This window comes from Pontimicrobium sp. MEBiC01747 (assembly GCF_053601635.1).
In genome coordinates this window covers 1-13,642 of sequence record NZ_JBSHNS010000453.1, presented here as the reverse complement: position 1 = coordinate 13,642, position 13,642 = coordinate 1, and the positions used below count along the sequence as shown (strand labels likewise).

The 13,642-nt window shown below is 31.8% G+C and carries 16 protein-coding genes; 5 read left to right on the top strand and 11 right to left on the bottom strand.

What is annotated here, in order from left to right:
- From ACVC2P_RS14910 to ACVC2P_RS14900, 3 genes are all read right to left on the bottom strand, one after another.
- Positions 1–1,515, bottom strand: a 1,515-nt coding sequence (locus ACVC2P_RS14910; RefSeq protein WP_452599251.1) for a phage tail protein, incomplete at its 3' end; no start/stop codon positions are given.
- Positions 1,516–1,533: 18 nt separating this feature from the next.
- On the bottom strand, positions 1,534–2,550 hold the full coding sequence (locus ACVC2P_RS14905) for a hypothetical protein (protein WP_452599250.1): 1,017 nt from the start codon (positions 2,548–2,550) through the stop codon (positions 1,534–1,536).
- Positions 2,551–2,552: 2 nt separating this feature from the next.
- Entirely contained in the window at positions 2,553–3,119 is a 567-nt protein-coding gene (locus ACVC2P_RS14900) for a DUF4255 domain-containing protein (RefSeq protein WP_452599249.1), read from the bottom strand.
- Between the two features lie 563 nt (positions 3,120–3,682).
- Here ACVC2P_RS14900 and ACVC2P_RS14895 point away from each other — a divergent pair.
- Positions 3,683–3,874 (top strand): hypothetical protein, encoded by a 192-nt coding sequence (locus ACVC2P_RS14895; protein ID WP_452599248.1) that lies wholly within the window; start codon positions 3,683–3,685, stop codon positions 3,872–3,874.
- 77 nt (positions 3,875–3,951) lie between these two features.
- Here the strand turns inward: ACVC2P_RS14895 and ACVC2P_RS14890 are convergent, their stop codons facing one another.
- From ACVC2P_RS14890 to ACVC2P_RS14880, 3 genes are all read right to left on the bottom strand, one after another.
- Positions 3,952–4,413, bottom strand: coding sequence for an STM3941 family protein (locus ACVC2P_RS14890; RefSeq protein ID WP_452599247.1), 462 nt, complete (start codon positions 4,411–4,413; stop codon positions 3,952–3,954).
- 18 nt (positions 4,414–4,431) lie between these two features.
- Positions 4,432–4,752, bottom strand: a complete 321-nt coding sequence (locus ACVC2P_RS14885; protein WP_452599246.1) for a YtxH domain-containing protein — start codon at positions 4,750–4,752, stop codon at positions 4,432–4,434.
- Positions 4,753–4,882: 130 nt separating this feature from the next.
- The gene (locus tag ACVC2P_RS14880; protein ID WP_452599245.1) at positions 4,883–5,689 is read right to left on the bottom strand and encodes a TerB family tellurite resistance protein; all 807 of its coding nucleotides are present in this window, start codon (positions 5,687–5,689) and stop codon (positions 4,883–4,885) included.
- Positions 5,690–5,904: 215 nt separating this feature from the next.
- Here ACVC2P_RS14880 and ACVC2P_RS14875 point away from each other — a divergent pair, with 215 nt between their 5' ends.
- From ACVC2P_RS14875 to ACVC2P_RS14865, 3 genes are all read left to right on the top strand, one after another.
- Complete coding sequence (locus tag ACVC2P_RS14875; RefSeq protein ID WP_452599244.1) at positions 5,905–6,315, top strand: BrxA/BrxB family bacilliredoxin; 411 nt, start codon at positions 5,905–5,907, stop codon at positions 6,313–6,315.
- Between the two features lie 99 nt (positions 6,316–6,414).
- Positions 6,415–7,164, top strand: a complete 750-nt coding sequence (locus ACVC2P_RS14870; protein WP_452599243.1) for a lysophospholipid acyltransferase family protein — start codon at positions 6,415–6,417, stop codon at positions 7,162–7,164.
- Positions 7,165–7,196: 32 nt separating this feature from the next.
- Positions 7,197–7,850 (top strand): HD domain-containing protein, encoded by a 654-nt coding sequence (locus ACVC2P_RS14865; RefSeq protein WP_452599242.1) that lies wholly within the window; start codon positions 7,197–7,199, stop codon positions 7,848–7,850.
- 157 nt (positions 7,851–8,007) lie between these two features.
- On the opposite strand, the gene ACVC2P_RS14860 is transcribed toward ACVC2P_RS14865, so the two are convergent.
- The 5 genes from ACVC2P_RS14860 to hemH all read right to left on the bottom strand — a co-directional run bounded on the left by ACVC2P_RS14860 (position 8,008) and on the right by hemH (position 13,133).
- Positions 8,008–9,081: a PA0069 family radical SAM protein gene (locus tag ACVC2P_RS14860; protein WP_452599241.1), complete on the bottom strand. Its 1,074-nt coding sequence runs from the start codon at positions 9,079–9,081 to the stop codon at positions 8,008–8,010.
- Positions 9,082–9,157: 76 nt separating this feature from the next.
- Positions 9,158–9,940 (bottom strand): enoyl-CoA hydratase/isomerase family protein, encoded by a 783-nt coding sequence (locus ACVC2P_RS14855; protein WP_452599240.1) that lies wholly within the window; start codon positions 9,938–9,940, stop codon positions 9,158–9,160.
- 72 nt (positions 9,941–10,012) lie between these two features.
- On the bottom strand, positions 10,013–11,464 hold the full coding sequence (locus tag ACVC2P_RS14850; protein ID WP_452599239.1) for an ATP-binding protein: 1,452 nt from the start codon (positions 11,462–11,464) through the stop codon (positions 10,013–10,015).
- A gap of 76 nt (positions 11,465–11,540) precedes the next feature.
- Entirely contained in the window at positions 11,541–12,092 is a 552-nt protein-coding gene (locus ACVC2P_RS14845; protein WP_452599238.1) for a CopD family protein, read from the bottom strand.
- A gap of 6 nt (positions 12,093–12,098) precedes the next feature.
- The gene (gene hemH / locus ACVC2P_RS14840) at positions 12,099–13,133 is read right to left on the bottom strand and encodes a ferrochelatase (RefSeq protein ID WP_452599237.1); all 1,035 of its coding nucleotides are present in this window, start codon (positions 13,131–13,133) and stop codon (positions 12,099–12,101) included.
- A 288-nt stretch (positions 13,134–13,421) separates the two neighbouring features.
- Between hemH and ACVC2P_RS14835 the strand changes: the two genes are divergently transcribed.
- The coding region (locus ACVC2P_RS14835; RefSeq protein WP_452599236.1) for a TraB/GumN family protein at positions 13,422–13,642 on the top strand (221 nt) is incomplete at its 3' end.

Here is a 13,642-nt window from a genome sequence, read left to right as displayed (position 1 = left end):
TACTTGTACAGATGGCTTTACTGTGTATGTAACGCCAACATTTGCTGGTGCTTTCCATACGCCTCTATCTGTATCTACTCTTGCATATATTCCTGCCATTGCCGAACTAGGTGGTAGTTTTATTGGCATAGAATTTATTTCTGCTTTTATACGATTATAGGTTTGATCGTCTTCATCCTTTAATACGTTTAATTTTTTTACAACTGCACTTCCGCTAGATGTTGGTAATGCAGAAATAAGATCTCTTAATTCTCCTGCTCCAGTATCGTCTAACTTATCTACTTTATCTGTTATAGCGTCTGCTGCTACATTATCGTCGTGTGTTCCTAATACACGTTGTAATGATGGATTATTTGTTGCTGATGCTGTTAAATAGTCTACTTCCTTAATTAAGGTTGCTTTAGTAGTATCGGCATTTAATCGATCTATTGTTTTGTTTAAATCTAGATTTAATTGTTCTAAAACATTGGTTATCCACGTATCTAAAGCATTAGCTTGGGTTGCTGCTGTTGGTTCCTCACTAGCAATGGTTAATGCATCATTAAGCTGCCCTTTTACTTTGTCTATTTCTGCTTTTACTTCATTTATTTTAGATATAAATGATGGAATCATAGCTACTGCATCTGTATCTTGACTAGGTCCTGCAGGAATAGCATTAACATCGTCTGCTAATGTTTTTAGCTCTGTTATTAAATTTCCTAAATTATTGGTTTTAGTTTTTGCTGAAATATTAATTACTTCTGCTTGTAGGTTTCTAGGTGCTGTTGTACTAATGGTTACATCTATTGCTGTTTCATCATACCTGTAATCTAGAATAGTTTCTAAAAACGGATAGTAGGCCGCTCCATATTTTAAGTAATCTTTTCCTAAAGAAATTCCATTTCTTAACCCTGCATCTGGTAGAATGTCTGGATCTGCTGGTACTTTATTTGCAAATGGCACATCTGAGTATGTGTCTATAATTGTAAAACGATCTTGTAATTCGTTACACTGTGTTAATGCATCTCCATATACGGCATAAAAATCATCATAATCTGCCAATGATGTAGCATCTGGAAAAACCAATAATGTTGGCTCGTCTACTTTTCTAATTTCGGCAAGACCGTTATCTAAAGGGCCTTTTGTAACAGAAGATACTTTATTAACTTCTCCTTCTCCATATTGTCCTACAGATGTAATGTAACATGGCCCTCCTCCATTAGCAAAATATAACTGTAATGAATAGTACATTAAAAATGGAGATTTGTTTGCTGCCGATGGTGGTGTTGCTGCCACAACGCCATCTATTACATTTACTGTAATATCTGTTTCTGCTTTTGCCAAACCAAAATGATTTTCGTACTCCAACATAGAAGTAATACGTGTTGGCCTTTCATGTAAATCGCCAGTAACTTTTCTAATAGCTGTTTCCGTATACCCTATAAAGGCCGGAATAGCTGTTTCTACTTGAGCTACAGAAGGCGGAAACTTTACAATCTCCTCTATGTAAACTCCTGGTGTTTTGTAAGATGTCATAATTTTTAATATTTAATTTTAAATGAATACTTCTGAATAATATTTATTATTCTCTTTTTTAATAATCTCTGCTGTTGGATTTGGAAATTTATAATCGCTAGGATTTGTAGTTGGAGGGTCTAGTCCTGCTGGTAAAAAATCTGAGCTATTAATTTCTACATAGCCATTTTTAGAGGACCATTTTTTATTTTTAGTTGTTAATGTTGCTCCATCTGATAGGCTAATGAATCTCCAAAATGTTCTCTTATTTATAAAACTGATTATAAAGTTTGGATGTTCATTTATTGCGTATTGCTTTAGCCCTTCAAAACTTAATAAGTCTTGTGTATTATCGTCTCCTTTTATGGTTAGCCTTACGTAGCCCACTACGCCTTTTTTCTTTCGTTTTTTTATAATAGTATCCAGAAGGCTATTTACTGCGCTTGTTTTTTCACCATTAGTTAAGGTATCATCGGTTTCAATAGTATTAATTTCGTTTACTATAGAGAATTGATCTGTAATTAATTCATCTTCTTCTGCTATAGCTCTTATTAATGTTCTTGTAGATACTTCTTTAAGTAAAAAATTAGAGTCTATTTTACCATCTCCATTTTCAAAAAGGGTTTCAAAACTATTAGATTCTCCTGCTGGTTTTTTATTAGTAAACAAGTACATTCTATCATTATCAAGACCTGTACTTTGGGTATAGTTATAAAAGTATGGGTCTACAGCTTTTAGCTCGAAGGTTAATGTTAACTCGTCTCCTAATTTTATTATTGGCGCAAATTTATCTTGCACTTCTTCTATAGTACTCATTAATACTCTAAAACCTTGTTTATCTTTTTTATAGAGCATACGGTGGTTTTTTAGTATTTCTGTGGTTGCTGCAGTTGGAGAAACTATAAGGTACTTTGAAAAGTCATATTTTTTTAATGCTTCTTCTTTCTCTTCATCACTCATTGCATTATTGTTATTGGAGGTAAGGAACTTTTCTTGTCCATTATCCAAAAAATAACCGTGGTGAATGTTTATATTAAATAGTGTTTTATACTGCATACCTAGTTATTATTTAAATCATTACTAAGTCCAGAAATAACTGTTCCTTTTTTAAGAGTAACTTCTCTTTCTATTTCTATTAGAGATACTTTATAGATTGCAGATGGATATTGTTTTCCTCCTAATGTTCCCCATATATAATTAAGCTCTTCAAACGATGGGGTAAACAAATCCACCAAAAACCTAAAATTATTAACATTACTTAATTCACCTTCTCTTAAAAACGTAGTATTCTCTTGTGTAAACACCCGTTTTCCTTGAAAGTACTGCATTACTTTAGAGATGCTTTTTAAGGACTCTGTATAAGTAGAATTATTAGCACTGAATAGTACATACAGGTTTAAATTAATTTTAGGGTTTTTATAATTTACTTCTGTACCGTTAACTTGATTGTTGGAGTGATTTTTTAGTGTATACTCTTCTTTCATATTAAGTAGTGTAAGGATAACACCACTAGAATCTCCTTCTCCTTCTTGCTCTATATTAGCAATGTTCTCTAAAGAGACCGTACTTACTTCAAAGTAATCGTTTATTTCTTCGGTTATAATCTGTAAGATTTCAAAAATCATTGAACAGAATTTTTATGGATTAATAGCTTTAATTGCGAGAATTAAAAGTACTTCCACTATTTATATTAATAGCAGGTTAAAAAACCTATTTATAGAAAGTTGAAAGACCTATTTTTTTACAGGAAAAACACTGTTTTTATTTTTACACACAATATTGTTGCATTTTTTGCAGAGATAGATGTGCTCTTAAAAAAACAGAATTCTTGTTCTTTTGAAACTGTAAATAGGTTAAATAAAATGTATTTTTGAAGGAAGTTTCTATGGAACAAATTATGTAAATCTAAACACCTTAAGACATTTTTATAAAGCATTTTTTTATAATACTAAATGAGATATGTAAGTTAACTTGTAACTATTTCAATGACGCTAAAATGATTTAATAAGGAAAACAATCAATGAGAATAAACTTAATAGTTATTAGAACAGCAAATCCACGATTATTGAAAAACCAATACGAAAAGCTTGGATTTGAATTTAACTATCACCGACACGGCAATGGTCCTTTTCACTATTCCTCTGAGTATAATGACTTTGTATTTGAAATCTACCCTTTAACTAAATCCATGGAAAAAGCAGATCATTCTTTAAGACTTGGAATTGAAATAGAAGACTTGAAAACAAAAGTTAATGAGTTGGAAAATTCTAGTTGGAAAATACTATCTAAAGCTAAAGAAACAGAATGGGGGCTTATAGCCTTAATTCAAGATTTAGATGGACGTAAAATTGAATTGAAAGATAAAACACTATTTATTTGAAAGCGAGGAAGAATATAGTTCTTTTTTAAAAGGTTTAGTATTATTTAAATTTGTTCAGCTCCTTTACCTTTACTTTACTATTTACTTTTCTGTTTATAATCTACCATTAACGCCATAAGTTTATCTGTAGAAATATTATAGGTTGACTGGAATGCTCCTTCGTTTCCAGACAAAAATTTAGATACTTTTTTCCCTGTATTCCATTTTTTATGCTCATCTGTGTAATTATAGAAAATCATTTTATTTCCACTGATATAGCCTTGTCTGAAATCTTTAACTTGAGACCATTTTGTAAAATGAGCACGAAACAAGCTTTTAACTTCAAATCCTTCTTTATTTAATTTTATATATGAAGCATTAGGGTAAAATTGAATTAAAGACACAATAACTCCAAGTCCAAAAAAAGTAATTACTAACCACCCAAGAAATGGCTTATCTTTTAATGCCATAATTCCTAATGCAACAAAAGCTGAACAAACCAGAAGCAAGATTAAGTTACTCCATTGCTTTGGTCTAAATACCTTATGCTGGTTTTTCATAACGAGATACAATAATAATTAACTCGTTTTTTGTAGTGTTTTATTCTTTTCTTTTAAAATAGCTAATTGCTTTTCTAAAAATGTAATGGCTTGTTCTGTTTTATAACTTGTTTTAGAGGCTAAATCTTCCATTTCCTGCTTAAGTTTCTCTTTCCCAGAAACTGCTGCTTTAGATAAATCATCTTTTACCTCATTAAAATCTTTTACTAGTTTATCTTTTACATCCTTACCTTCTTTTTTAAGGGTATCTCGGGTAACACTTCCTTTTTCTGGTGCAAGCATTACACCAATTCCTGCGCCTATTAATACACCTAATACTAAAGCTCCTTTATGAATCATGTTTTATTTTTTATACAATTAAACTTCTTTTACTTATATGTATCAAAATCCGTTTTTTTGTTACACACACAAAGTCAATGACTTAAAAAAACATTATTGGTTAAGATACTATGGAAGGTTTCTGTCGCTATTAAAAGCCACGTTCCTTTTGTAATCTCTCGTATGCTTTTTGTACTTCTCTAAATTTAGCTTCTGCTCCTTTTTTATGCTCTTCTCCTAAATGTTCAACTTTATCTGGGTGGTATTTTTTAACCATCTTTCTGTATGCACGTTTAATCTCGTCTGGCGTTGCTTTTTTATCTATTTCTAATATTTTGTAGGCATTGTCTGCACTGTTGTAAAACATTGCTTTTATACTTTCGTAATCTCTAGAGCTAATTCCTAAATATCCAGCAATGGTATATATTTGGCGCACCTCATCTTCTGTAACCATTTCATCTGCTTTAGCAATACCAAATAAAAAGTGTAACAACTGTAAACGTGATGCATGATCCATCATTTGTTGAATTTGTTTGCAAACCTGACGGGTAGGTATATTTTTTTGCGTGTTTATTTCTTTAAATAATCTAAAGGCATTATTAGCGCGTTCTTTACCATACATGTTTACAAATTGCTGACGCACATAATCTAACTCTCGCTGATCTTGTTTTCCATCTGCTTTAATAACTATTGAGGCTAGTATAAGTAAACTTACTTCAAAATCTCCAGGTTTTGTTTGAGACCGACGTTGTGTTTGCGATCTATAATTAGGTCTATTTCTAGAACTACGTCGTTGTCCGTACTCTGGTCTACTAGTTCTAGGCTGTCCTTCTTCTATATATTTATCTCCTGAAGAAAACGCATCTCCTAAACTCCCTAATGCTAAACCTATTATTGCTCCTATTGGCCCTCCAAAAGACCAACCTATTGTAGCACCTATCCATTTTAATGCACCCATTTATGTATAATTATGTTCTGTCTGTAAATATAATATTTTGTTTGTTGTTGCTTTTATGTTTTTGTTACGATTTGTAGCCATAAATATTAAAAAACTAAACTATAGACTGACCTTATGACACCATAAAAGTTATAATGCAACATATAAATAAGTATTGCATGGTTTTTGATTAACTTTGCATAGATTAGAATTAATAAACATAAAATATAGAAAATATGTATCCAGCAGAATTAGTAAAACCTATGCGTGAAGATTTAACAAATGTAGGTTTCCAAGAATTACATACAGCAGATGCTGTTGATGCTGCTATAGCAAAAGAAGGAACAACTCTTGTTGTTGTTAATTCTGTTTGCGGATGTGCAGCTGCCAATGCAAGGCCTGGTGCGATAATGAGTACTAAAAATGCAAAATCTCCTAATAATTTAGTAACTGTTTTTGCAGGAGTAGATAGAGAAGCTACAGATAAAGCAAGAGCACATATGGTACCTTTTCCACCAAGTTCGCCAAGTATTGCTTTATTTAAAGATGGACAATTAGTACACATGTTAGAGCGTCACCATATTGAAGGACGTCCGGCAGAATTAATTGCAGAAAACCTTAAGGATGCTTATAACGAGCATTGCTAATATTATAATTAGCATTAAAAATATTAAACCACTACATTGTTTTTGTAGTGGTTTTTTTATGTGTATTTTTGACAATACAAGCAGGTATACCATATTGCAATGATGAAATTATTAGCTTATCCTTTAACTATTATTTATTTTATATTTTTTGGATTAACACTTTTAGTGTTTCATCCTATTCAATGGTTTTGTTTCAATGTTTTTGGTTATCAAGCTCATAAAATAAGTGTCGATTGGCTTCAGTTTTTTTTAATGCGTTGCCTTAATATCTTAGGTTCTAGATACACTTTTAATAATCCTTATACTATTTCTACAAAACAGCCACTTATTATAGTTGCTAACCACCAAAGTATGAGTGATATTCCTTCTTTAATATGGTTTTTTAGAAAACACCATGTTAAGTTTGTTAGTAAAAAAGAGTTAGGTAAAGGTATACCAAGTGTCTCCTATAATTTACGTCATGGCGGATCTGCATTAATAGATAGAAAAAATCCAAGAGAAGCTATTATAGCTATTAAAAATTTCGCAGAATATATTGCAGAAACTAATCGTGCTGCTGTTATTTTTCCTGAAGGTACAAGAAGCCGAGATGGTGTCCCTAAAAAATTTCACACTAAGGGGTTAGAAACTCTTATTAAATATATTCCTAATGCTTTAATTGTTCCTGTATCTATAAATAATTCATGGAAAACGTTAAAGTACGGTAAGTTTCCTATGGGGTTGGGTGCGCATTTAAAGTTTAAAGTACACCAACCTATAAAAGCTAGTGATTTTGAAACCAAAGTTCTTTTAGACAATTTAGAACAGACCATTAAGGACGCTATTGTTGTTGAAAACGCTATTAAATAACCTTTTAATTTTTCCTTTTTTTAATACTTAATATGACGACAGATTTTTATATTTCCAAAACAATAACTTTTGTAAAAGAACAACTAAAAGGTGCCGAAGGTGGGCACGATTGGTTTCATATAGAGCGTGTTTATAATAATGCAATGCTTATTGCAAAAAATGAAAATGTAGATGTTTTAGTTGTTGCTCTTGGAGCCTTATTACATGATATTGCAGACAGTAAATTTCATGATGGTGATGAAACTGTAGGTCCTAAAGTAGCTAGAGAGTTTTTATTTAGTATTAATGCAGACTCTACAGTTATTGAGCATGTTATACAAATTATTGAAAACATCTCTTTTAAAGGTGGTAATGTGGCACAAAAATTTAAATCTCTAGAGTTAGATGTTGTACAAGATGCCGATCGTTTAGATGCTATTGGAGCTATTGGTATTGCACGAACTTTTAATTACGGTGGCTTTAAAAACAGGACTATTTACGATCCTGAGATTAAACCTAATCTTACCATGACTAAGGAAGAGTATAAGGCTTCAACAGCTCCTACTATAAATCATTTCTACGAAAAACTTTTACTGTTAAAAGACAGAATGAATACTAAATCTGGTAAAAAAATAGCTTTAGAAAGACACCAATATATGCTTGGGTTTTTAGAGCAGTTTTATGCAGAATGGAATGGTAAGAAATAATATTATAACACTTCTCGATACTATTTGTTCATTCCTCACAAATCACTCCTTTAGATTTGTTTTTCTATTTAATTTTTATCAAATTATCATTTCTAGTGCTTCTACAAAAGAGAAGTGTGTCGACAAGTTTTAAATATAATATTTTAAAAACGAGTTCTCAAAACAATTTTAACTGCCCGTCTTTACACGTTTCATGCAATACTGTATTTAGTTTTGGCATTGTTTTGTCTTTAAAGTATTTTAACCTCGCTAACTTTATTAAATTATTTATCTGCTCGGCAATTTTACCTTCTCCACTCATACGTTTATTGTAACGACTATCGTTTAATGTCCCGCCATGGCAACTTTCTATTTGGTGTAATACTTTATCTGCCCTGTCTGGCATTGTTTTTTTTATCCAATCTGAAAATACTTGCCCTATTGCTCCATTTAACCTAACTATTGTATGCGCTATAGATAGTGCACCATATTCTGAAACTGTTTTGGCTAACGGTAAAATTTCATGACTGTTTATAGATGGTATTATTGGTGCTAACATTACATTTACTGGAATATTATTTTCACTGAGTATTTTAATTGTTTCTAATCGTTTTTTACTCGTGGTTGTTCTAGGTTCTAAAATACGTCTCGTGTTTTCAGATAAGGATGTAATGGAGAGGTTTACACTTATTAAGTTATCTTTTGCTAGCTCTTTTAGCACATCTAAATCTCTTAGTATTAATGCATTTTTAGTAATTATTGAAACGGGATGCTTGTATTTTAAAAATACTTCTAAACATTGCCGCGTAATTTTAAATTCTCGTTCTGCTGGCTGGTAACAATCTGTATTACCAGACATAACAATAGGGTGAGCTTTCCAACTTTTCTTTTTAAGTAATTGTTCTAAAAGTTTTGGTGCGTCTTTTTTAACTAAAATACGTCTCTCGAAATCTAACCCAGCGCTATACCCCCAATATTCATGACTATTTCTAGCATAACAATATATACAACCATGTTCGCAACCTTGATATGGGTTCAAAGAAAAGGTCATACCAACATCTGGACTAGTAACTTTGTTAACTATAGTTTTTGGAAACACCTCTAAATATAAGGTCTTGTTTTTATCTGCTTGCTCTCCTTCCTTCGCACAAAATTCTAAAAAATCATCACGTGTTTCGTGTTGCAATTCGAAAAAACGATTATGAACATTTAGCTGTGCACCACGTCCTTTTATTATAGAGTTATCCAACATATTTTATAATTTCTGTGAAATTACAAAATATTAAAACAAAAAACAGATGTTATATTTTATGTTATTAACAAATGATTTATTTTCCTGGAAACTCAGCTTTACGCTTTTCTAAAAAGGCTGTTGTTCCTTCTTTAAAGTCTTCGGTACCAAAACATTCTCCAAATTGCTCGATTTCTACACCATACCCATTTACACCATCTTTAAAGTTTGCATTTACTGCTTTAATAGCTTTACTAATTGCCACAGAGGAGTTGCGCATAATTTTGCTGGCAATTTTTTCTGCTAATGTTATTAATTCTTCTGGTGCAACAACATGGTTTACTAAACCATAACTTAATGCTTTATCTGCATCTATCATTCCTGCTGTCATAACCATTTCCATAGCGCGCCCTTTGCCTACTAATTGAGGTAAGCGTTGTGTTCCTCCATATCCTGGTATAACTCCTAAAGAGACTTCTGGTAATCCCATTTTAGCATTGGTACTTGCTACTCTAAAATGTGCTGCCATTGCTAGTTCTAATCCGCCTCCTAATGCAAATCCATTAACTGCTGCAATTACTGGTGTGGATAAGTTTTCTACAAAATCGAATAATAGTGCTTGTCCTTCTGCTGCTAATTTACCTCCATTTTCTACATTAAAGTCTGCAAATTCACTAATGTCTGCTCCTGCTACAAAAGCTTTCTCTCCACTTCCTGTAATAATAATTACTTTACTATTTGCATCTTCGTCTGCTGCTTTAAAAGCATTATGTAGCTCATTAATTGTAGCCTTATTTAAAGCATTTAATTTGCTTGGACGGTTAATAGTTATTGTTGTAATTCCTTTTTCGGTTGTGGTTAAAATATTTTCGTAGTTCATTGTAAAATATATTTTACATTCCCTGTTAATAGAGAATTTTTTTAATTAGTATTTTATTTTTTTAAACAGATTCTATCCTTTTGGAAAGGCTACTGTAAATGTAGTGCCTTTTCCTTCTTGAGATACAAAGGTAATTGTTCCGCCATAAGTTTCCACAATATTTTTTACCATTGGTAATCCAAGCCCCATTCCGCTTGTTTTTGTTGTAAATTTCGGCTCGAAAACTTTAGGTTTGTTCTCTTCGGTAATACCTACTCCATTGTCTGACACTTTAATCTTTACTGTTTCATTTTCTTCAGATACTGTTACAACTATTTTTGGAACTTGCCCTTCTGGAATGGCTTGTATACCGTTTTTAATTAGGTTTGTTACTACACGTATTAATTGTGTTCTATCGAACTTTGCTATTAATTCTTCTCTATCTGGTTGGAATGTAATGTAGTTTTCATTAAATATATCTAACGATAAGTGTACTACTTCTACAACATTTAGCATTTCGTTTTGCTGAGCCGGCATTTTAGCAAAGTTTGAAAATGCGCCAGCTATTTTACTCATTGTATCTATTTGTTGTATTAGCGTTTTACTGTACTCATCTAATTTATGGTGTATATTTTCATCATTTGGGTCAAACTTACGCTGAAAGCTTTGTACTGTTAAACGCATTGGTGTTAATGGATTTTTAATTTCGTGCGCAACTTGTTTCGCCATTTCTCGCCAGGCTTGTTCTCTTTCGCTTGCGGCAAGCTGTACAGCACTTTCTTCTAACTCATCAATCATACTATTATATGAATTTACAAGAATAGAAATTTCTTCACTCATATTTTCTATAACTACTTTTTCGTTTCGCTTTTCTAACCTAGTTTCGCGTAATTTATCTCCTATTGCTTTTAAAGATTTTGTTATGTATTTAGAAACAAAGAACGCTAAAGCAATACCTATTAAAAGTACTATTAATGAGGTGTAACTTAACCTTTCTAAGAATTCATCTAACTCCTTTGCCAAAAACTCATCTTTTTCAAGATAGGGTAAGTTAATTATTGCTAAGGGCTTAGACCGTTTATCTAATATGTAAATATAAGAGGACAGAAAAGTGTCTTCTCCTTCTTGTCGTTTTTCTACGTAACGATGTTCGGCAGTATTTGAAAGTGCATTTAAAACTTCTGCGTCGAGACATTTTTTTTCTGCTCTCTCGTTTAATTCTGCTTTAGAGGATATTAAAAAGCTCCCTTCTAAATCATAAATATCAATAGATTGATTATGTATATCTGCTGTTTTATGAACTTCTTCTTTAAAAATTAAAGAAACCTTATCTGGAATAATTTCATAAGATGTTTCTTTTAATTCGTAGCTTAAACTTGCTATTATAGCACGTTCTTTACGCTCTAGTCTTTGTTTATTGTAATCTTGTGTTTCTTCATTGTATTGATGTATTGCTACGGCTGCGATAAGTATAGAAGACAACAATACTAACAATATCATTGCAATAAAGATACGTACTCGTAAGGATAGTTTTTTTAATCTCATGTATGTTTTTTAAATAGCTTATACAGTTCGACACAATAATCACACCACTATTTATAGAAATAGATTTTAAACTTATTTAAGCATCAGGATTTTTCTCCCTAATACGCTTATATAGCTTAAAGCCTAACATTAATAATATTGCTAAAACAAAAATACCTACCACTCCAAAAATCCAATTGATAGCGTTTTGCAATATCACTAAAAACACAACTGCAAATAAAATAAAGGTTGCGCCTTCATTCCATAACCTCATAAAACTAGAGCTCTTTTTAACAATGTCGTTTTGTAATTGCCTGTAATATGCATGTGTTTGTATTTGGTACACTATTAACAGTACTACAAAACCTAATTTTACATGCATCCATGGCTGCTCTAAATAACCAGGCCTTAATATTAATAATAAAATAGCAAATAAAGTAGCTAATATAGAAGAGGGCCATGTAATAATAAACCATAGCCGTTTTGCCATAAGTTTTAGTTGTTTTCCTAAAATCTCTTTTTCTGGAGAGGGTTTATAAAAAGCTTCTATTTGGTATACAAATAATCTAGGAATATAAAACAGCCCTGCGAACCAAGTTACTACAAAAATTAAGTGTAATGCTTTGATGTAATAGTAATATGCTCCCATAATAAATTATACCGTAGCAACAGGTTTTACTGCCCATTCGTTAATCCATTTTGCTAAAAGAGAAACCCATGCTGCATCTGTATTTAAGCATGGCACTGTTGTAAAGTCTCCGCCTCCAACTTCATGAAAAATTTCTTCGCCTTCCATCGCTATTTCTTCTAAGGTTTCTAAGCAATCACTTACAAATGCGGGTGTTACAATTGCCATACTGTTTACACCTTTTTTACCCAAACGCTCTATAGTTCTATCTGTGTATGGCTGTAACCAAGGATCGAACCCTAAGCGCGATTGAAAAGATGTAGAGTAAGCCGCTTCGTTTAAATTTAACTTTTCGGCTACTAATCTAGTAACTTCATAACATTGGTGTCTGTAACAAAACTCGTGTGCTTTAGATGGTGTGTTACAACAACTCCCATCTATTTTACAATGCGATTTTGTAACGTCACTTTTTCTTATATGTCGCTCTGGAACACCATGATAAGAGAACAATACGTGTTCGTATGTTTTATCTTTTAAATGCCTTTCTATAGAATTTGCTAGTACATCTATATATTCTGGCTCATTATAAAATGCAGGTAAGGATTCTATTTTTAAATCTGGAAAATCTGTTTTTCGTATCTCTTCAGCCAATACTAATATTGTTTCTGTTGTAGCCATTGCAAATTGTGGATATAATGGAATTAACATTACTTCCTCTACTCCTTTGTCTACTAATTCCTGAAGTCCTTTTTTAATAGTCATACTACCATAACGCATAGCTAATGCAACAGGAAATTCTACTTGTTGTTGCACTTTGTCCTTTAGCTCTTCAGATAAGACAATTAACGGTGAACCATTATCCCACCATATTTTTTTGTAGGCTTCTGCAGATTGTTTTGGTCTTGTGTTTAAAATAATTCCTTTTACAAGCAATGTTCTTGCCCATAGCGGAACATCTATAACGCGCTCGTCCATTAAAAATTCTCCTAAATATTTTTTAACATCTTTTGGTTCTGGGCTATCTGGAGAACCTAAGTTAACAAGTAAAACGCCTTTTTTCATTTACACTCTTTTTCTTTTAATTCGCATTACCTTATAAAGTACAGACAAAATCACTGTTAATTTAATTATTAGGTAAGGGAAGGTTATACACTAGACATTCAATAAAACATACTTAATAACAAAAATACAACTCTAAATTATAATACACCCACAAATTAAACGTTCAAAATAAAGAAAGAGTACTTAAAGCATATTATAAAAGTATCTTAATTAAACCGTATTTTGTAACTTTCAAATTATTTTTGACACTATTACTATATATATTTACAATTCTATTCTAACTTTTTAATGACAAAAAAACTTCTATACCTAGCCTTGTTTTCCTTTTTAATAAGCTTCTCTCAAGAAAAACAAAAGAGTTTACTTTGGGAAATTTCTGGTAATGGTCTTGAGAAACCCTCTTATATATATGGTACCATGCATGTAAGCAAAAAGGTTGCTTTTAGATTAGATGATGTGTTTTTTGAAGCCTTAGAAAATAGTGAGTCTATCGCTTTAGAGTCTGACCC